The 18,151-nt window shown below is 26.3% G+C and carries 17 protein-coding genes and 2 tRNA genes; 2 read left to right on the top strand and 17 right to left on the bottom strand.

From position 1 onward, the window contains the following. Window position 1: 1 nt before the first annotated feature. The 10 genes from rbsK to JNUCC81_RS07985 form a co-directional block, all read right to left on the bottom strand. Window positions 2-910 (bottom strand): ribokinase, encoded by a 909-nt coding sequence (gene rbsK / locus JNUCC81_RS08030; protein WP_208332853.1) that lies wholly within the window; start codon window positions 908-910, stop codon window positions 2-4. A gap of 262 nt (window positions 911-1,172) precedes the next feature. After that, complete coding sequence (locus tag JNUCC81_RS08025; protein WP_454096108.1) at window positions 1,173-1,841, bottom strand: Type 1 glutamine amidotransferase-like domain-containing protein; 669 nt, start codon at window positions 1,839-1,841, stop codon at window positions 1,173-1,175. A 172-nt stretch (window positions 1,842-2,013) separates the two neighbouring features. Beyond that, entirely contained in the window at window positions 2,014-3,288 is a 1,275-nt protein-coding gene (locus tag JNUCC81_RS08020; RefSeq protein ID WP_454096107.1) for an ATP-grasp domain-containing protein, read from the bottom strand. A 47-nt stretch (window positions 3,289-3,335) separates the two neighbouring features. Further along, a complete protein-coding gene (locus JNUCC81_RS08015; protein ID WP_454096106.1) occupies window positions 3,336-4,091 on the bottom strand; it encodes an esterase family protein in 756 nt (251 codons plus the stop codon). 133 nt (window positions 4,092-4,224) lie between these two features. Beyond that, a complete protein-coding gene (locus tag JNUCC81_RS08010; protein WP_454096105.1) occupies window positions 4,225-7,470 on the bottom strand; it encodes a ligand-binding sensor domain-containing protein in 3,246 nt (1,081 codons plus the stop codon). A 126-nt stretch (window positions 7,471-7,596) separates the two neighbouring features. Continuing rightward, window positions 7,597-8,226 (bottom strand): hypothetical protein, encoded by a 630-nt coding sequence (locus tag JNUCC81_RS08005; RefSeq protein WP_454096104.1) that lies wholly within the window; start codon window positions 8,224-8,226, stop codon window positions 7,597-7,599. A 158-nt stretch (window positions 8,227-8,384) separates the two neighbouring features. Continuing rightward, window positions 8,385-9,329, bottom strand: coding sequence for a protein kinase domain-containing protein (locus JNUCC81_RS08000; protein WP_454096103.1), 945 nt, complete (start codon window positions 9,327-9,329; stop codon window positions 8,385-8,387). Between the two features lie 465 nt (window positions 9,330-9,794). Beyond that, window positions 9,795-11,120: a VanW family protein gene (locus JNUCC81_RS07995; protein ID WP_454096102.1), complete on the bottom strand. Its 1,326-nt coding sequence runs from the start codon at window positions 11,118-11,120 to the stop codon at window positions 9,795-9,797. Window positions 11,121-11,217: 97 nt separating this feature from the next. Continuing rightward, the gene (locus JNUCC81_RS07990) at window positions 11,218-11,847 is read right to left on the bottom strand and encodes an endonuclease/exonuclease/phosphatase family protein (RefSeq protein ID WP_454096101.1); all 630 of its coding nucleotides are present in this window, start codon (window positions 11,845-11,847) and stop codon (window positions 11,218-11,220) included. Window positions 11,848-12,018: 171 nt separating this feature from the next. Continuing rightward, window positions 12,019-12,180, bottom strand: a complete 162-nt coding sequence (locus JNUCC81_RS07985; RefSeq protein WP_454096100.1) for a hypothetical protein — start codon at window positions 12,178-12,180, stop codon at window positions 12,019-12,021. Between the two features lie 408 nt (window positions 12,181-12,588). Here JNUCC81_RS07985 and JNUCC81_RS07980 point away from each other — a divergent pair, with 408 nt between their 5' ends. Further along, window positions 12,589-12,969 (top strand): hypothetical protein, encoded by a 381-nt coding sequence (locus JNUCC81_RS07980; RefSeq protein WP_208332840.1) that lies wholly within the window; start codon window positions 12,589-12,591, stop codon window positions 12,967-12,969. Between the two features lie 91 nt (window positions 12,970-13,060). Here the strand turns inward: JNUCC81_RS07980 and JNUCC81_RS07975 are convergent, their stop codons facing one another. The 6 genes from JNUCC81_RS07975 to JNUCC81_RS07950 form a co-directional block, all read right to left on the bottom strand. Continuing rightward, entirely contained in the window at window positions 13,061-13,267 is a 207-nt protein-coding gene (locus tag JNUCC81_RS07975; protein ID WP_042273536.1) for a hypothetical protein, read from the bottom strand. A 205-nt stretch (window positions 13,268-13,472) separates the two neighbouring features. Then, window positions 13,473-13,790, bottom strand: coding sequence for a thioredoxin (gene trxA / locus JNUCC81_RS07970; RefSeq protein WP_454096099.1), 318 nt, complete (start codon window positions 13,788-13,790; stop codon window positions 13,473-13,475). Window positions 13,791-13,890: 100 nt separating this feature from the next. After that, complete coding sequence (locus JNUCC81_RS07965) at window positions 13,891-14,370, bottom strand: LURP-one-related/scramblase family protein (protein WP_454096098.1); 480 nt, start codon at window positions 14,368-14,370, stop codon at window positions 13,891-13,893. A gap of 198 nt (window positions 14,371-14,568) precedes the next feature. Continuing rightward, a complete protein-coding gene (locus tag JNUCC81_RS07960) occupies window positions 14,569-15,486 on the bottom strand; it encodes a PfkB family carbohydrate kinase (protein WP_454096097.1) in 918 nt (305 codons plus the stop codon). A 112-nt stretch (window positions 15,487-15,598) separates the two neighbouring features. Then, window positions 15,599-15,674, bottom strand: a tRNA-Phe gene (locus JNUCC81_RS07955). A 3-nt stretch (window positions 15,675-15,677) separates the two neighbouring features. Next, window positions 15,678-15,766, bottom strand: a tRNA-Ser gene (locus tag JNUCC81_RS07950). Between the two features lie 238 nt (window positions 15,767-16,004). Between JNUCC81_RS07950 and JNUCC81_RS07945 the strand changes: the two genes are divergently transcribed. After that, the gene (locus tag JNUCC81_RS07945) at window positions 16,005-16,871 is read left to right on the top strand and encodes a hypothetical protein (protein ID WP_454096096.1); all 867 of its coding nucleotides are present in this window, start codon (window positions 16,005-16,007) and stop codon (window positions 16,869-16,871) included. Window positions 16,872-16,918: 47 nt separating this feature from the next. On the opposite strand, the gene JNUCC81_RS07940 is transcribed toward JNUCC81_RS07945, so the two are convergent. Continuing rightward, the gene (locus JNUCC81_RS07940; RefSeq protein ID WP_454096095.1) at window positions 16,919-18,139 is read right to left on the bottom strand and encodes a hypothetical protein; all 1,221 of its coding nucleotides are present in this window, start codon (window positions 18,137-18,139) and stop codon (window positions 16,919-16,921) included. Between the last annotated feature and the right edge of the window lie 12 nt (window positions 18,140-18,151).

Genomic DNA, 18,151 nt, shown 5'->3' with positions numbered 1-18,151 from the left:
TCTACCCCCTAAAGTTTAATACATCATTAAGTGTTGGTAGAGAACTTTGAGCTCCTTCTTTCATAACACTAAGTGCTCCAACTTTTGATGCAAAATCCATTGCTTCTTCAACATGTTTATCATTTGCAAATGCTACTGACAACGCTCCTGTGTAACTATCTCCTGCTGCAGTTGTATCTACAGCATCTACTTTATATGCTTTTTTAAACATTGATTTTTCTTTATTTATATATAAACTTCCTTTTGAACCTAATGTAACTATAAGTTCTTTAACACCTTTTTCAATCATTATCTTTGCAGCTTTTAATATATCATCTTCAGAATTTATTTCTACTCCACTTATTATTTCAAGCTCTGTTTCATTAGGAGTTAATAGATCAACATTTTCTATTAATTCATCTTCTAATTTAACAGCTGGTGCTGGATTAAGTATTGTATACTTGTTAAGCTCTTTCGCTCTTTTAAGTGCATACTTTATAGTATCAAGAGGTGTCTCAAGTTGAACAACTACTATATCACTATTTTTAATAGCATCTAAGTTTTTATCTATATAAGATTTATCTACCTTATAGTTAGCTCCTGGAGCAACTACTATTGAATTTTCTGCATTTTTATCTACTGTTATAAGAGCTACACCAGTAGGTCCTTTTTCTATATTTATGTATCTTGTATCTACATTATCATTTTTAAGTGCATTTATCATTGTTTGACCGAAACTATCATCTCCAACTTTTCCTATCATAGATACATTAGCTCCTAATCTTGCCATAGCAACTGCTTGATTAGCACCTTTTCCGCCAGGTACTTCTTTGAAGTTACTTCCTATTAATGTTTGTCCACCTTTAGGCATAGTATCTACTTTAACTACTAAATCCATATTAAGACTACCTATTACACATATTTTTTTCATGTCTACCTCCTAACAAATACACTATCTATATTATTTTTTAAAATATTTTTATCGTTATCATTTAATTACTTTATATAGAGTATCATATTAATTTATTTAGTGCAACATATTAATTATTTTTTATTTATATTAATTAATATTTAGACATTTTAAAACACCTATTGTTATTTTTTTACCATAAAATAGGTGTTTTAGACATAATTATTCATCTTTTATAATTTATGTTACACTCATATATATTTAATCTATCTTAAGCTTAAAATTAATTTAAAGACCATTTTTTTACTTTCCCTAACATAGTAACAGTACCATCTAAAACCATTATACATCCTTGATTTTCTATTGAGTAAATGGTTTTTATTTTTTCCTTTAAGCACTTACTTATACTTATATTTTGTATATCTGAATTTTCATAATGAACTTCAATATCAAAATCTGTTATTATATTCAATCCTTTATTATAAGAAAATTTATCATAGTCATTATCTTTGGTAATATGATACTCTTTTATTTGAATCATAGCTCCAGCACTACTTCCAATCATAATTCCATTATAATTTTCTAAAACATCGATTAAATCAAATTCTTTTAACCTTTTCATCATTTTGTCAGGATATCCGCCAGTAAAAAATATTATGTCGCTATTTTTTACCTTATCCTTTGCATAGTTTTTATCATCTATAAATTGATTTATCCATATTATATTCTTTTCTTGTATATCATATGATAAAAAAGGTGAAATAATATCTCTATAATGCGTTCCGGTTTTAGGATTAAAAGCACGATTCCAGTCACTTTCATTATTTAACCAATCTTCATGATATGAAAATGGAATTATTAAAACTTTATATTTAGGTTTAATTAATTCCTTAAATGTATCAAAACACCAATCTTCATCAAAATTATATAAGCTAAGTAAAATATTTACCATTATGACACATCCTTTATCTGCAAAAGTATTTAATAATCCACTTTCTAATAAATACTTTTTATTACACTTTCTATATAGTATGAGGCATATTATTTTTGTTGATATTTACTAAAAAAATAGTTCAGAACAAATTAGATTTATCAATCTAGTACATTCTGAACTTTAATTTAAATTATATCCGACTTTCTCCATCACTACGTCTTAATACAAATCTCATAATTTCCATTAGCTTCTTTTTATCTTTGCTTCTAAATAAAAAAACGTGATTACCCATTGCAGCTGATAAAACTTTTGGTACTTCTACATTTAATAATATTTCATTTTTATATCTATCAATAATATCTTCAAATGAGTACCTATAATTAATGCTACTTCTTCTACTTGCATATCCTACAAAATATTTTCTATCTATATCTACTAAAATTTTATCATTTACTAACATCTCTGCCCAAATTGAATAAACATCTACATCATAAGTATAATTAATCATATCAGGTATATATGCACCTGGAGCTCTCATATTAACTTCTAGACCCACTATATCTCCTTTTTTGCCTAATCCTTTTTTATCTTCATCTAATCTAAAAAATTCAAAATGAAAAAATCTACTTCTTGTATCGAATCCTTTAACTACTTTTGTTCCTATTTCTTCAATATCAGTTCCTTTAATAGGCTGACTATAAAAGGCTGTATCACTTAATTCATTTACACAATCCATAATAAAATTTAGCATAATATGACTTGAAGCTATTAAAATATTTTTATTAGAGTCAGTTATACCGTCAAAAGTTTCTACATGGCCACAAATAAACTCTTCCATTATATATAAAATACTATCATCTTTAGTTTCAAAAAAGTATGCTAATTCTTCATCATTTTTAAGCTTATAGGTAGATACAGCACCAACACCATTATCTGGTTTTACTACAATTGGATACCCTACATCCTTAGTAAAAGCTATTGCCTTATCATATTCTGTTACAAAATCATACCTTGCAACAGGTATACCTATCTTTTTATAAACTTCCTTCATTTTTGATTTGTATTTCATTGGAGCCATTCTCTCGATTTTAGTACCTGTATCTACATTAAATTTACTTCTTAAAGTGGCTTCTGTTTCAAGCCAGTATTCATTTTGAGATTCAATCCACCCAATATCACCATATTTTGAATAAAAAAACTCACAAGCTTTATATACTTCTTCAAAATTTTCTAAATTGCCGACTTTGTAATATTCCGTTAAAGAGTCTTTTGTATTTTTATCCAATGAATTATAATTAGCATCTCCAATTCCTAATACATTAGCTCCCTTTTCCTTTAAGTGTCTACAAAAGTTATGAAAATATAGCGGAAAATGAGGTGATATAAATACAACATTTATATTTTTCGATTTGCTTTCACTTTTTAATAAATTCTCAATAGGCCTTGAGATAGCTATAGTACTCATATTAAAATCCCCCCTAAATAAAAAATTCATCCCGTCTACTTAAGATATTAAATCATATATTTTAAAAAATATTTAAATTGAATCCTCCACCAATCCCAATCATGATTAACATCATTTCCCCATAAATCAATCCATGCTGGTATATTTTTATCTTCTAATAGCTTCTTCATTTTATTTATACTTAAAATCATAAGTTCTTCCCAATTACCCTGACCACAGCATAAAACTATCTTATTTTTTCTATACATATCTATATAATAATGATCGTATCTCATAGCATTAATGTACTTACGCGGTGAATTATTATAAACTAAATCATCACAGTAATCACCAAAGAAAATATCAGAATCATAATAACCACTTAATCCAATAGTACCTTTAAATATATCAGGTCTTCTAAACATAAAATTAACTGCATGTGTTGCTCCTAAAGAACATCCTGTAGTTATAATACCATCTGAATAATATCCATTACTACCACAAGAGCTAATTTCAAAGATTTTTGGTACCAATTCATTTACTATATAGTAAAACCATTGCTCATGCATATAAATACGATGTTGTGGATCTTTACTACTTGCAGACCATGATTCTAAATCTATACTGTCACAACAAAATAATTGAACCTTTCCTTTTTCTATTAAATCAGAAACAGAATCTACCATATTAAAATTTTCAAAATCATAATATCGACCATCTTGAGCAGGAAATACTAAAATAGGTTTGCCTTCATGGCCATATACTTTAAATTCCATATCCCTATTTAAACAATTACTATACTCTTTAAACCATTCTATTTTCATAAATCACCTCTATATTTCTAAATATATAATACTGTATACTAAATTATTTCATTATATGTTTGAAATTATTGTTTTATCCTAAAATAAATAAATTAAGTAATAAAAAAATGCTGTGAATAATTCACAGCATCTTTTATATATTTTCTATTTTTAATTTAAATTCTTTACTCTGTTTTATAGGAAGTATAACTATAAATTCGCTACCTAATCCTAATTCACTTTCTACATATATTTTCCCTCTATGAAGCTCTATTATTTGTCTTGATAGTGTTAATCCTAAACCATTTCCACCATATTCTTCTGTTGTGTCTTCATAAGCTTGTGTAAATCTATCAAATATTGACTCATGATATTTAGGGTCTATGCCTATCCCTGTATCTTTAACTGATATTCTTACAGCTTTACCTAAATCCCATATATTGACTTCTATTTTACCCTTAGGTTTTGTAAACTTAATTGCATTCGATATAAGATTTATAATTGTTCTTTCAATTTCTAAGTTATCACATTCTATATATTTTTCTTCTATATCAGGTTCTATAATAAGTTCAATTCCTTTTTCTTCAATATAGTCCTTCATAGAAAGAACAGCTTCTTCAACTAAATAAATAATATCATATTTTTTTATATTTAACTTGTAACTTCCTGACTCTATTTTCGATGTATGGATTATGTTGTCTATTAAGCTAATTAGTCTATTGCAATTTTTATCCATAATTTTCATATGATGGCTTATTTTTTCCTTTGGTATATGTTCTTCTTTTTTGTTTAAATTTTCTATAAGATTTCGAATTGAAACTATAACATTTAAAGGTGTTCTTAGTTCATGTGATAAGTTTACAAAATAATTATTCTTATATTTTTCCTGCTTTAATAATTTTAAATAAAGATCTTTATTTTCAGCTAGTTTCTTATTTAATTCTATAGTTCTTTGTTTTACTAGTCCATCTAATATTTTGACCCTATTCCATACTATAAATACTATACCTAGTAAAATAGATATGTAACCCATATATGCAATGGGTGTTTTCCATAATGGATTTTCTATTTCTATATTTATTTGAGAAGGATTGCTCCATTTCCCACTAGAATTTCTTCCAACTACTTCAAAGGTATATTTGCCCGGTTCTAAATTAGTATAGCTTGCATTATTTCTATTCTCTGAAAAAACCCAGTCTTTATCTAATCCAGATAATTTATATGCATATTGTATTTTACTTGTATTTCTATAGTCTGGAACAAAAAAATTAAATTGTAATTGATTATTCTCATAACTTAATTTCATATCACTTGTTAATGATAGCAATTCACCATTACTACTAATATCTTCTATAGTAACATCTGGTGTAAAATATTTTTCCTTTAAAGTTTCTGGTACAAAGCTGGTTAATCCATTTATTCCTCCAAAGAATATTTCACCATTTTTACTTTTATAATATGAATACTGGTTAAATTCATTAGATTGAAGACCATCTGTACTATCAAAATTTATGAATTTCTCTTTATGAATATCAAATTTTGAAATACCATAATTAGTGCTTACCCATACATCTTCATACTTATCTAAAATCACTCCATATACAAAATTATTAGCTAGTCCATCATATTCTGTATATCTAGTAATTTCTTCACTTTCTTTATTGAATTTAATTAAACCATAATCAGTTCCAACCCAAATATTACATTTACTATCTGCATTAACTGATAGTACTGTATCATTACTTTGTTCGCTTGTTCTAACAAAGTTATATCTTTTAACTTTCTTTGTAGCTTTGTCGTATTTTATTAATTCACCTTCAACTCCTCCTGCAAACCACATGGTTTTATCCTTATCTTCAACTATATCTGCAATTGAGTCTTTATTTACTCCAATTTGTTTAAATATTTCTGTATAGTTAGTGAATTTATTTTTTCTATCAAAGCTACATAATCCGTCCTTAGTACCAATCCAAAGTGTTTCTTCACTATCTATATATAAACTTCTTACATCATTATTAGATAATCCATCTTCTTCTTTGTATACTGTAATTTTGTTTGTGTTTTTATCAAGTTTATTCAATCCATATTCAGTTGCTATCCAAATTTCATTATTTATTCCTGTTATATCTCTTACTAAATCATTACTAATAGATATATCACTATTATTATTTATCCTAGTTACTTCATTGTTTTTTCTATCAAATATGTTAATACCATTATGGTTTGTTCCTATCCATAATAATTCTTCATTATCTTCATATATCCCTGAAATCATATTTTCACTTAAAGAATTTTTATTAAGAGGATCATTTTTATAGTGGTTAAATAAATTATCTGGATTAAATAAGCTTGCTCCCGACCATGTACCAATCCAAATAGTACCTACTTTAGATTCATATAAACTTAAGACGTCGTTAGAAGACAAGCTCCTATTATCATATCCTTTTGATCTATATGTAGTGAAATTGTTAGTTTTTTCATCAAGTTTACTAAGTCCATGATCAGTTGCAATCCATACAATATTACGACTATCTCTTAATATATCTTTGACATAATTTCCTGCGATGCTATTAGTATCCTTTGATGCCATAAATTTTTCTACTTTTCCATTGCTTAGATCAATCTTATTTAGTCCAGCATAATAGGTTCCTATCCATAAAAAATTTAAATCGTCTATATAAACCTTATAAATATAATTACTACTAATAGAGTTTTCATCTTCATCATTTGAATAATACTTAACTATCTTATTAGTATCTTTACTTATTCTATTAAGCCCTTCTTTAGTACCAACCCAATAATATCCATTATTATCTTCTGCTATTGAATTTATAAATTGATTACTTAATGAGTAGTCTTCATCTTTAGAATCATACAATCTAATAAAATTATCATTTTTTTTATCATATTTATTTAATCCATTTTCTGTTGCTATTAATATATCCCCTTCTTTAGATACTAATATATCTTTTATCTGATTATTAGATATATTGCATCCATTTTTATTAGATAAATAATTTGTTATACTTTTACTTTTATCATTATTTATTTTATTTAACCCCTTAGTTGTAGCCACCCAAATATTACCATCTAAATCCTCTGCTATGTCTGTTACTTGATTTCCGCTAAGACTATTTTCTTCATCTTTCTTAGATTTATAAACTTCAAATTTATGACCATTGTACTTATTTAATCCATCACTTGTTCCAAGCCACATATACCCATTACTGTCTTGGAGTATAGATTTTATAGTAGTTTGAGATAATCCATCTCCTATTGTTATTCTTTTAAAATTTCTATTTTCTTCATTATTTATAGCTGATACATCTTCTACCCTTAGACCTATTAGCAATAATGAAAATAATATACTAGCAAGTATCCCCTTAGTTCCCCTATTCATTATTTCACCCTTTGCTTTATTTAATTCGTCTCTAAATTATACCATTTTTTACTATTTATTGTATACAAAATTGCATAAAGCAACATATAAAAAGGACTAATTTAGATCAAATTAGTCCTTTTATCTTTATTTATGATTTTCTATTATAGTTTTTGTAGTATCCACATCTTTAGCAACACATCTTTGGCTGTTTATTCTTTCTGATACTAACATTACGTTAACTATATCTTTTAATTCTTTTATTAAGCTATCTATATCCTTTTTATTAACTTCTTTACTCTCATCTTTATTATCTAATATAGTTTTTGTTGTATCTACATCTTTAGCAACACATCTTTGGCTATTTATTCTTTCTGATACTAATACTGTATTTATAATTCCTTTAGCTTCATCTGCTAGTTCTTTAATTTGTTCTGTAGTAAATTCTTCACTCTCATCCTTATTGTCTAATATAGTCTTTGTTGTGTCTACATCTTTTGCAACACATCTTTGACTGTTCACTCTTTCTGATACTAGTAATGTATTTGCTATTCCTTTTATTTCTTTTGTTAATGATTGTAATTCTTTTCCTATTGTATCTAAGTCATGTTGAGTGAATTCTTCACTTTCATCTTTATGATTTAGTATAGTCTTTGTTGTATCAATATCTTTTGCAACACATCTTTGGCTATTTATTCTTTCTGATACTAGCATTGTGTTTAATAGACCTAATAGTTCTTCTTTTAAACTAATTAGACCTTCTTTTAAGTTTTTCATATAGCTCACCTCGCTGATAATTTTAATCTTCTTTATTATATTTTTATAATTTGAAATATACAAGAACTTTTTTACAAAAATATTTTAACCTTAATTTAACTTTATATTAAAATACCCATATTTCATGGAAATATGAGTATTTTTCTTTATTAATAGTTTTATATAACACTAAGTATCATTACAGATACAAGAGCAACCATTGAAGCTGCTAATAATAATTTAGTACTTCTTCTCTTTTTATCTTTAGCATCAACTTCATTAAATTCTTCAATTTCTTGAATTTCTTCTTCTATATCTGCCTTTTCGTACATTATAGAACTTAAATCTATTATTATATCTTGAATATTATTGTATTTTTTATCTCTGCTTAAAAGTCTTTTTATAACATTTATAAGTTCATCGTTTCCATTTATCGCTTTTAATTCATTCCATGCGATACCTTTATCTATAAGTCTAAGCATTTCCTCATCATTATTAGCTTCTCCAAATGGTAATTTTTTAAATATAGATTCAAATAAAATAAGTCCCAAAGTAAAGTAATCACTTTCTTCATCTGTATAGTTGATACATAATTGATGAGGGCATAAATATTTAACTTCGTCACATACTCTTAAATTTACGCCATTATTAGCCTTAGTTGTTCCAAATCCAAATATTTTCACATTATACATTTCATCTACTATTATATTTCCTGGATTCAAATCTCCATGATATACACGGTTTGTATGAGTCACTTCTAATGCTTTTAGAATTTGTGTTGATATATTTATAATTGCTTCTAAATGTAGGTAGTTTCCAGATATTAAATCATCAAGACCAATTCCTTCGCTGTATTCACTAACTATATAATATAGTGTAGTTAATTCTGTGCAATGAATTCCAACATCTATTATTTTTAATATATAGGGTGAGTGTATTTGCTTAATCATTGTACTTTCATCTATTAAGTTTGACACAAAATCTTCATATATATTAGGATTATGTTCTATTACCTTTATAAGTACAGTTTTATTATCATAAGCATCTCTTGCTTTATAAATTTTGTTAAGGTCAATATCCCCTGCACAATTTATTATCTCATATCTATTGCCTATAAAATTCAACTTTTTCTCCCCCCTTTCCTATCCTTTTATAAGAATAATTATATCAATTCGTGTAATATTTTTCCATATATTGTAGTATTATATTTTTCTTAATTTAATAAAAAATTCACTTTGCTCATATCGCTCAAGTAATTCTCCCATACGTGGCTCAAACAACCGACAAACCAGGTCCGTTTCTTGAGAAACTGTGTTTACGAATAATTTTAATCTTAGTAGTTGGAAATTATATTTGTCCATAAACCAGATAATATAAAATTTCCTTATATGTAAAAAAACCGCACATATTTTATATGTACGGTTTTTGTTAGGATTACTTTAATTAGTATATGTTTTTAATAAACTTGAATTTATTATATCTCTTTTTTCTATATATTTAAATAGTAAATAATTGAATATATATTGATTTTATTCTAGCTCACAATTTTAGGTGATAATATTTAAAATCATTTTTATACAGTATTTTTATTATTTCTTAGGCTTTTTATATACACTCTTTGCTATATACTCAGTTTGTATCGTTTTACCACTTCCATCTTTATACACTCTGTATGTTTTAGCTGCATCTTTACCATTTTCTTTAAATGCATCTACTTTTATAGATATATTTTTTTTATCATTTACATTACCATAAATTTTAGACGTTACTGTTCCATTTCCTACACTAGTTTTTACATATACAGGATGCTTATATGGATTTTTAAATCTAAAATCTGTTCCTCCATCATTTACCATAGCATCTTGGCCTATCGGTGCATATGTTGATAATAGTGAATGATTTCTAACAGATGTTACATTAACTCCTGAGTATAATACTGCATTATATAAAGTTGTTGAAACTTGGCAAACCCCTCCACCAAGACCTTCTTGCAACTCTCCATTTACTATAACTGGTGCATCTTTGTATCCATTTGATCTAGTTCTCATTCCTGTCAGATTATTATATGAAAACTCTTCACCTGGCATTAGTAATACGTCACTACTTTTTCTAGCTGATACACTTATATTAGCAACTCTATTTGGACTACTTCCAAATTTAGTAGTGTATTGTCCTAGTAGTGCATTTACACTTTGAGCATCTTCAGTTGTAACGTGCGGCTTCTTAATATCAACTTTAAGTTCTATATCACCATGTTTCTTACTTTCAAGCATATTATAAATACTTTCTTTAGTTGATGCTATATCTAATTCTTTTCCTGTTTGAGATGAAGTCGTACTGATGCTTCCTCCATGAGATATGCTAACACTTGCATTTATCATATCTACATTTATTTTATCTGATATTTTCTTAATCCCTTGACTTAAAAGTGCTTCATCATAAGAAGGCTTTGTTTCTAAATTTTTCTTATTTTTCTTAAGATTAAAATATCTTTTTATATTTTCAAAATATGAGTCCGTTTTAGTATAATTGAAAGCTTCATCTACAGCTTTTTCTACACTATATTTTAAATTTATATCTTGTGCTGAAATTTCATATTTTTGTCCATTATGCACTAAATTTATACTTTTAGGAGCATTACTTGCATGGACACTTTCAATAGCTTTTTCTTTTGTCATGTCTGACACATCAACACCTTCTATTGAAATATTTTTAGCTATAGTATTACTGTATATATATGTTTGGTTGAAATGGTCTAACATAAACCCTAAAATAAAAACAGTCGCAGCAAGTGATATTATTAAATTTTTATGTTTCGACTTTTTATGTTTCTTTGACCTTTTTGATTTTTTAGGCTTTCTCATTTCATTACTAGCTTTTTTACTTACGTTTTTCTCAGTTTCTTTTTTGATCATTACCCCACCTCATTTTTAAGACTAAGTAGATTATATTTTAATATATTTTTTTAAACAAGATATTGATGTCATATGTAACCTTATTGTTACAATTTCCTTAAATTTTCCCTATAATTGGATAGTGGTCTGACAATTTTATCTTATCAACGACATAATCATCTATTAGAATTATTTTATCTATAAATATATAATCTATTCTTGCATCAGTTTTAAAAAAAGTACATATATCATACTTTCCTGTATATACTGCCATATCATTATAATTACTTAAGCTTATATTTTTTTCATTAAAATCACCACATATAATACTTTTACCCTCCACATTATACAAATAACTTAATATTTCATTTATTTGGGTTTGTCTTTCATATTTATCTAACCCTAAGTGAGTATTTATAATATTCATCTTTCCATACTCCGAAAATATGTTTGCATTCAAAAAACCTCTTTGTTCGTTTTTACTAGTTAGTATAGTATGTTCATTATTATATATTTCTTTATTTGAAAATATACATATACCATACATCACTCCAGGCTTAATTACGTTAGCAGCAAATACACCATCCATTTTTAGATCTGATTTTAATTTTGCAAATTGAGGGTAAAGTACTTCTTGTAGGCAAATAACATCTGCATCTAAATTTTTTAAATACTTAGAAATTTTCCCTAAAGTTATTTTATTATTTGCATCCATACCTTTATGAATATTATAGGATACAATCTTCATAATAATTTCCTCCTTTTATACTTTTATTATTTTTTTATTATCCTTGCATCAAAATTAAGATATTGCTATAGATGGCTATTTTACTATATAATACGAAAAAACCTAGCTTAGTATCGTATTTTACCCAAGCTAGGTTTTACTCAATCGTTTTATATTAAATTTATACATTTATTAATGTTTAATCTCCTTTTTCATTTTCGTAAATTTTCCTTGGCTACCAACAAATGCAAATCCCATTTTTATATATATTTCATTTAACTCCATTAAAGTGACTTCCCCATTTTTTAAATTTGCTAACGTTATATCTTGTATTTTTCTAGGTGTAATTATCATCAGTTCCCACTCCTTTTAAGTTAGTTATATTATATTATATTTTTATATTTTTAATTTATTCCACTTTTAATTAATTATTTTTATAAGATATTTTATAAATTATTTTTAATTTACATTTTCAAACAATCGTTCTTATAAGTTTATTATACACCAAACAATCGTTCGATTTCAATATAAAAAATATATTTCTTTTACATTTTTTTATTTTTTTCTACATAAAATTTATTTCCTAGTATTTAATATCAATATATATAAAAAAAGTACTAATTTTGTAATATTATAGATGATACCTTTTCTTGTATATTTTATTTATTAGTAGTACTATTATCTTAAAGAGGTATCTATTTAAATTTAAAATATCATTTTAAGCAAGATATACAATATATTATACAAGGTAGGGGGATACTGTTGAAAAGCAAAACTAATAATACTATTGAATTTAAACCAAAAGATAGTTCTGGATATGATTTTAATAAAAAACATCCACTTAATAATAAAAACTTAGGTGACTCTGCTAAGGTTATTCCTTATTCTAAAAGAAAGAAAAAAAATAAACTTAAGTCCTTAAAAATAAATAAACAAGTGGATAAATTCGAAAATTTACATCCTTTTTTTAAAAAATATAAACCTATTATAATATTATTTATTGTTATGCTATTTATTTCTTTTATATCTTTCATAAATAAAAAGGCTCTAAATAATAGCTACGGACATGATAACAAGTACTTTTTTTCAAATTTTGCAATTGGTGTAACTTCACTTGATTACCAACTTGCATATGAAACATAACTTATATACCGGTTATATAAAAATTAATAATTTAATAAAGGGTGCATGTACCATTAGTACATGCACCTTTTATTAATATATAAAGTTATAACTATTTTTTAATAGTATCTTTAACCACTTTACCTACAGCTTTACCAGTATTTAAAGTTTCTTTACCTACATTATATCCACCTTTTATAGCTTCTTTAGCAACAGATCCTACTCCATTTATTACTTCTTTTCCTATCTGTTCTACTGGATCTACAACCTTTTTAATTGTTTTTTCAACTTTTCCTTGTTCTCTAGGTGTTTGTGCCATCTATCACATCTCCAATATATAATAAAATTTATTACATAAATCTACCCTTTAATACATTTTATGCGCGTACATTTTATTTGTTACAATAATAGTTATATGTAAAATAATTATTAGTTAAATATGCTTTTAATTTTTGTGTTGAATTTATAACTTTGGCATAAAAATAAAAAACTAGAGGAAATTCCTCTAGTTTTTACTTTTATAATTATACGTATGCTTTTAATTTAGTTATTAAACTTTCTTTTGGCATAAATCCAACCATTGTTTCTACAGGTTCTCCACCTTTAAAAATTATTATTGTTGGAACTGTACTTACATTATATTTTCTTGCTATATCTAAGCTCTCGTCTATATCCACTTTACCAAAACCAATCTGAGCACCCATATCGCTTGCTACTTCTTCAAATACTGGAGCTAGCATTTTACATGGACCACACCAAGTAGCAAAAAAATCTACTACGTATACCCCGTCTCCACCTTCTACATTTGCTATAAATTCATTTGTACTTAATACATTTGCCATAACTATTCTCCTTTAATTATAAATTTATATACTATAGTTATTATTTACTTTTTTTATTATTTTACTTCTTATTTTGTGTATTATTTTATTTAAACTAAGTCTATTGATTATTTTTCCTCTTATCTTTTATATTGTCTATTATAACAACTAAACATAATATAAATGCTTCATCTTCAAAGTTTATGTTAACACTATAATTATCAGTAAAAGCAAAAAGTTCTTTGCTTGCTGTTGCTATAACTTTATTCCCTTGAAATATCTCATAATCTATTCCAAAAATATCCCCTTTTACAGTCAAATCTCCATACTTACTATTTATTTTTATATTATCTTTAAAAAAAGTTAGCTTTTGATCTACAGCTGCTACTACTTTATTATTTTCAAGAATCTCGTAATTACTCATAAATGTTAACAATTTTTCCTTTACGCTATAAATTATTGAACTATTTTTCATAATATCAAATTGTAGACCTATAGATAAAAACTTTTTATCTATAAAAAATGCATCTTCTTCATATTCATTCCTTATCCAAAAGTCTTCTTTAATTTTAAATAATTTAGATTTCATATAATATTTCATATTTTTCCCCTTAAAATTAATATTCTTTATTATTAATTTAATTCTATCATATCTATTTATAAATTTTAACTTTTATATTTACATATATTTTATTATATATTATAATAGCTTTAGGGAAAACTTGTACCAGCGGGTATAAGTCGACGCTAGCCCAAAAAACACCTATCTTTGATAGGTGTTTTTATATTTATAAAAGTTTTATACTATAACTTTATTATCTAATATATATTCATCTTTATTAAATTTATCTTTTTCCAATCTACTTTTATCACTGTTAACAACTCTAGAAGATACTTTATTTGCAATATGACAACATTCTTCAAAACTACATCCTAAAGAGTATGATGAAATTATAGCTCCTATATGACTATCTCCAGCTCCTATAGTATTTGTTACTTCAGTTTTTATAGCATCTACAAATTTATAATTATCTTTATCAAAATAAAGCACTCCATTTTCTCCAAGAGTGATAAATACAGTATTATTAGTTATATTATTCAAGTATTTAGCCGCACTTAGTACATCTTTTTCATTAGTAAATTTTACAGCTTCGTCTTCATTAAGGTGAAGTATTGGATTTAATTTAAATATCTTATTTAAAATTTCTTTTTCTATAAAGTTAATTCTTGGACCTGGACCAAAAAATAAATTTTTATTTCTTTGTTTTTCTAACCAACTAGATATAATACACCCGTTATGGCCTTCCATTTCATAACCTGATATGTATATATTTTTATAATTACTACTATCTATATTATCTAACCAGTTCATTTTATATCTATATTCCATTCCTTTTATAGTTATAAACGTCCTTTCTCCATAATTTTCTACTAAACATAAGCAATAACCATTATCTTCTCCATCTTCTTCTATGTGTATTTTATAATTATTTTCCACAAGTTCTTTTTTTATTAAACTTGCATATATACCTTCTCCAACTGGAGATATTAAATCATGTTCTACCCCAAAGTTTTTTAATATTGTTGCTACATTATAAGCGCATCCTCCCATGGAAATAACTTGCTTTTTACATAAAATATCATCATTTGTTTTTGATAATGAGTCTACATTTATTATTACATCTACATATACATTACCAATTATCAAAGTATTCATCTTGCATCCCCCTGTTAAGTTATTACTTATTGATTTATATTAAATTCAATATAATTTATACTTTTCCTTAATATAATAAAAAAGACACCTATTTTTAGGTGTCTTTACTTATTGGTGCCCAGAGGCGGAATCGAACCACCGACACGGGGATTTTCAGTCCCCTGCTCTACCGACTGAGCTATCTGGGCATTTGGCGGAGAGGGTGGGATTCGAACCCACGGTGCCGTTAAGCATCACTGGTTTTCAAGACCAGCTCCTTAAACCACTCGGACACCTCTCCGTAATCTTTACTGTATATAATATACCATATATTTCATATTTTGACAATACTTTCTTTTATAATTAGTTTAGTTTAATTTAGTTTTAAATTAAAAGATATTAATCTATATTTTTATTTTTTCTTGATATTTTATGTTATAAGGTAACATTATTATTATTTTTTAAATATATTAATATCAGTTAGTTCATTTTTCTAACTTTAAGATTTCAAACTAATATAAGAGGTGCTTATATCGAATATGTTTAATTTTCATTCTAAAAATAATTGCAATAAAAATTGTTGCCATAATTGCTGTAACTGTAATGAATATTGTTTCAAATACTGTTGTTATAATTGTATAGACTCTCAAAGTCCTAATGGACCTCAAAGTGTTATCGGTCCTACTGGGGCAACCGGTCCTCAAGGCGAGCAAGGTCCTGCTGGGCCTCAAGGTCCTAAAGGTGAACCAGGTATCGGTAATGGCAAACCAGGTCTTGCTGGGCCTCAAGGTCCTACCGGGGCAACCGGTCCTCAAGGTGAACAAGGTCTTCCAGGTATTCAAGGTCCTACTGGAGCAACTGGTTCTCAAGGTGAGCAAGGTCTTCCTGGTATTCAAGGTCCTACTGGGGCAACTGGTCCTCAAGGTGAGCAAGGTCTTCCTGGTATTCAAGGTCCTAGAGGGTTTGAAGGTCCTGAAGGTCCTCAATTTGTAGGTCAATATGCCTTTTTCTCACAAAGTAATACTTTAAATGCAACTTCTTTAGGTGGAGGATTAAAATTTGATGATCCTACTGGAATTAGTAGTCCTAGAATATTAAATGATACAGGTATAATTTCACTTTTGATTAAAGGTGTTTATAAGCTTGACTATTATGTATACTTTCCGGCTAATTCAACCGTTAATACTACTTTAAGTTTACAAGTAGACAATTCAACAATACCTGGTACAGTATGCAAAGTTGTTAAAACAAATACAAATGTTCCATATATAGCGTCTGGTCAAGCAATATTTACGGTTACTGATTCTTTTGGTTCTGCTCTTAGAATTTCATCTTCAAAAACATTTTCAATATCTGAAGAAAATGCAACCTTAGCTTCTATAAGTATTGTTCAGTTGCAAGCATAATTATCTTTTAAACAAAAAAGTGCTATGAAACTTCATAGCACTTTTTATTATAATTCTTCATTTTTTACTATATAATTAGTTGTATGGTAGTTTTCTTCTTGTTTTGATTGTCCAATATATAATACTTTTTTAGTTTTTTCATCTAATACTATAATATTACTTGAATTTTCTTTTCTAGGTGTATAAAAGTTACCTTGTTCTTCTTTGTATGAATTTAATAGTATGTATAATTTATTGTCTATTAATCTAAATTCAATTAATTCTAATTGTTCATTTATTTTATCAAATTTGTATACTTTATCGTTCTCTATAATTTCTTCTTTTTCTAAATCTATACTATATTGGTGTATAATTGTAGATTTTTTATCTGTCGTGACATCATTATAAATTATATTTAACTTATTATCATCTATACTATAGGCTTTGTCGTTATCATTTGAATTATTTTTTTCTTTTATATTTATAGAGTCTTTTATATAATCAAACTTATTATTTTCTAAATCATAATAAATTAAATACTGTTCACCTGAATCTTTATATGTCTGAGCCATAAAATAGATTTTGTTATTATTTACAAAACTCACTCCATTTGATATATCTACATTTTCTTTTATTTTTATTTCATCAAATAATTGCACTTTTTGATTTTCTAAGTCTATTTTATAAATAGATATACTACTATTTCCATTATCTATAATATCTCCATTTTTATTATAATTAATATCATTTGTTATTCCCATTGATAAGTATATTTCATTTTTATACTTTGTAACTAGGCAACTTCTATTTGCATCTACATTTTCTTTAGAAGAACTTATTATCTCTATATCAAATTCAGTTATCTTATTAGTTTTTAGGTTTTTATCAGTAATTTTAGTATTAAACCTAACATCTTCATTTGAATAGTAATTATTTGATACATAGTCTATATATCCAATACTTTCTTTATCTTCATATACTAAGTTTGAATTTGTATTAGAATCAAAAAAATCCTTATTATCCATTATTAGCTTAGAATACTTATCTACTCTAGGTAATTCTTTTGAAAATTTTTTAACTTTAATCCCATCTTTTGATACTACAGCATTTTTTGTATTGTATATACCTTTTTCTTCTTGATATATTATAGAAGCATTTCCTAACTCACTTTTACTTCCTTTTACGTCTTCTATTTTTATATTAGTGTCATTAAAGGATACTATTATTCCTATCACTATTAAGGAAGATACTACTACTCCTAAAGTTATTTTAGACAAATTCTTTTTCATATTTTATCCCCC

It is taken from the genome of Faecalimicrobium sp. JNUCC 81 (assembly GCF_053667625.1).
Note: the sequence above shows the minus strand (reverse complement) of the source record. Positions and strands in the feature narration are given on the sequence as shown.

Excerpts from the sequence above, each read along its gene's own strand:
- JNUCC81_RS08015 (WP_454096106.1), bottom strand. The coding sequence starts at position 4,091 with ATGAAAATAGAATGGTTTAAAGAGTATAGTAATTGTTTAAATAGGGAT.
- JNUCC81_RS08020 (WP_454096107.1), bottom strand. The coding sequence starts at position 3,288 with ATGAGTACTATAGCTATCTCAAGGCCTATTGAGAATTTATTAAAAAGT.
- JNUCC81_RS07965 (WP_454096098.1), bottom strand. The coding sequence starts at position 14,370 with ATGAAATATTATATGAAATCTAAATTATTTAAAATTAAAGAAGACTTT.
- JNUCC81_RS08005 (WP_454096104.1), bottom strand. The coding sequence starts at position 8,226 with ATGAAAAACTTAAAAGAAGGTCTAATTAGTTTAAAAGAAGAACTATTA.
- JNUCC81_RS07945 (WP_454096096.1), top strand. The coding sequence starts at position 16,005 with ATGTTTAATTTTCATTCTAAAAATAATTGCAATAAAAATTGTTGCCAT.
- JNUCC81_RS07985 (WP_454096100.1), bottom strand. The coding sequence starts at position 12,180 with ATGATAATTACACCTAGAAAAATACAAGATATAACGTTAGCAAATTTA.
- JNUCC81_RS08010 (WP_454096105.1), bottom strand. The coding sequence starts at position 7,470 with ATGAATAGGGGAACTAAGGGGATACTTGCTAGTATATTATTTTCATTA.
- JNUCC81_RS07990 (WP_454096101.1), bottom strand. The coding sequence starts at position 11,847 with ATGAAGATTGTATCCTATAATATTCATAAAGGTATGGATGCAAATAAT.
- JNUCC81_RS07975 (WP_042273536.1), bottom strand. The coding sequence starts at position 13,267 with ATGGCACAAACACCTAGAGAACAAGGAAAAGTTGAAAAAACAATTAAA.
- rbsK (WP_208332853.1), bottom strand. The coding sequence starts at position 910 with ATGAAAAAAATATGTGTAATAGGTAGTCTTAATATGGATTTAGTAGTT.
- trxA (WP_454096099.1), bottom strand. The coding sequence starts at position 13,790 with ATGGCAAATGTATTAAGTACAAATGAATTTATAGCAAATGTAGAAGGT.
- JNUCC81_RS07995 (WP_454096102.1), bottom strand. The coding sequence starts at position 11,120 with ATGATCAAAAAAGAAACTGAGAAAAACGTAAGTAAAAAAGCTAGTAAT.
- JNUCC81_RS07960 (WP_454096097.1), bottom strand. The coding sequence starts at position 15,486 with ATGAATACTTTGATAATTGGTAATGTATATGTAGATGTAATAATAAAT.
- JNUCC81_RS08025 (WP_454096108.1), bottom strand. The coding sequence starts at position 1,841 with ATGGTAAATATTTTACTTAGCTTATATAATTTTGATGAAGATTGGTGT.
- JNUCC81_RS07940 (WP_454096095.1), bottom strand. The coding sequence starts at position 18,139 with ATGAAAAAGAATTTGTCTAAAATAACTTTAGGAGTAGTAGTATCTTCC.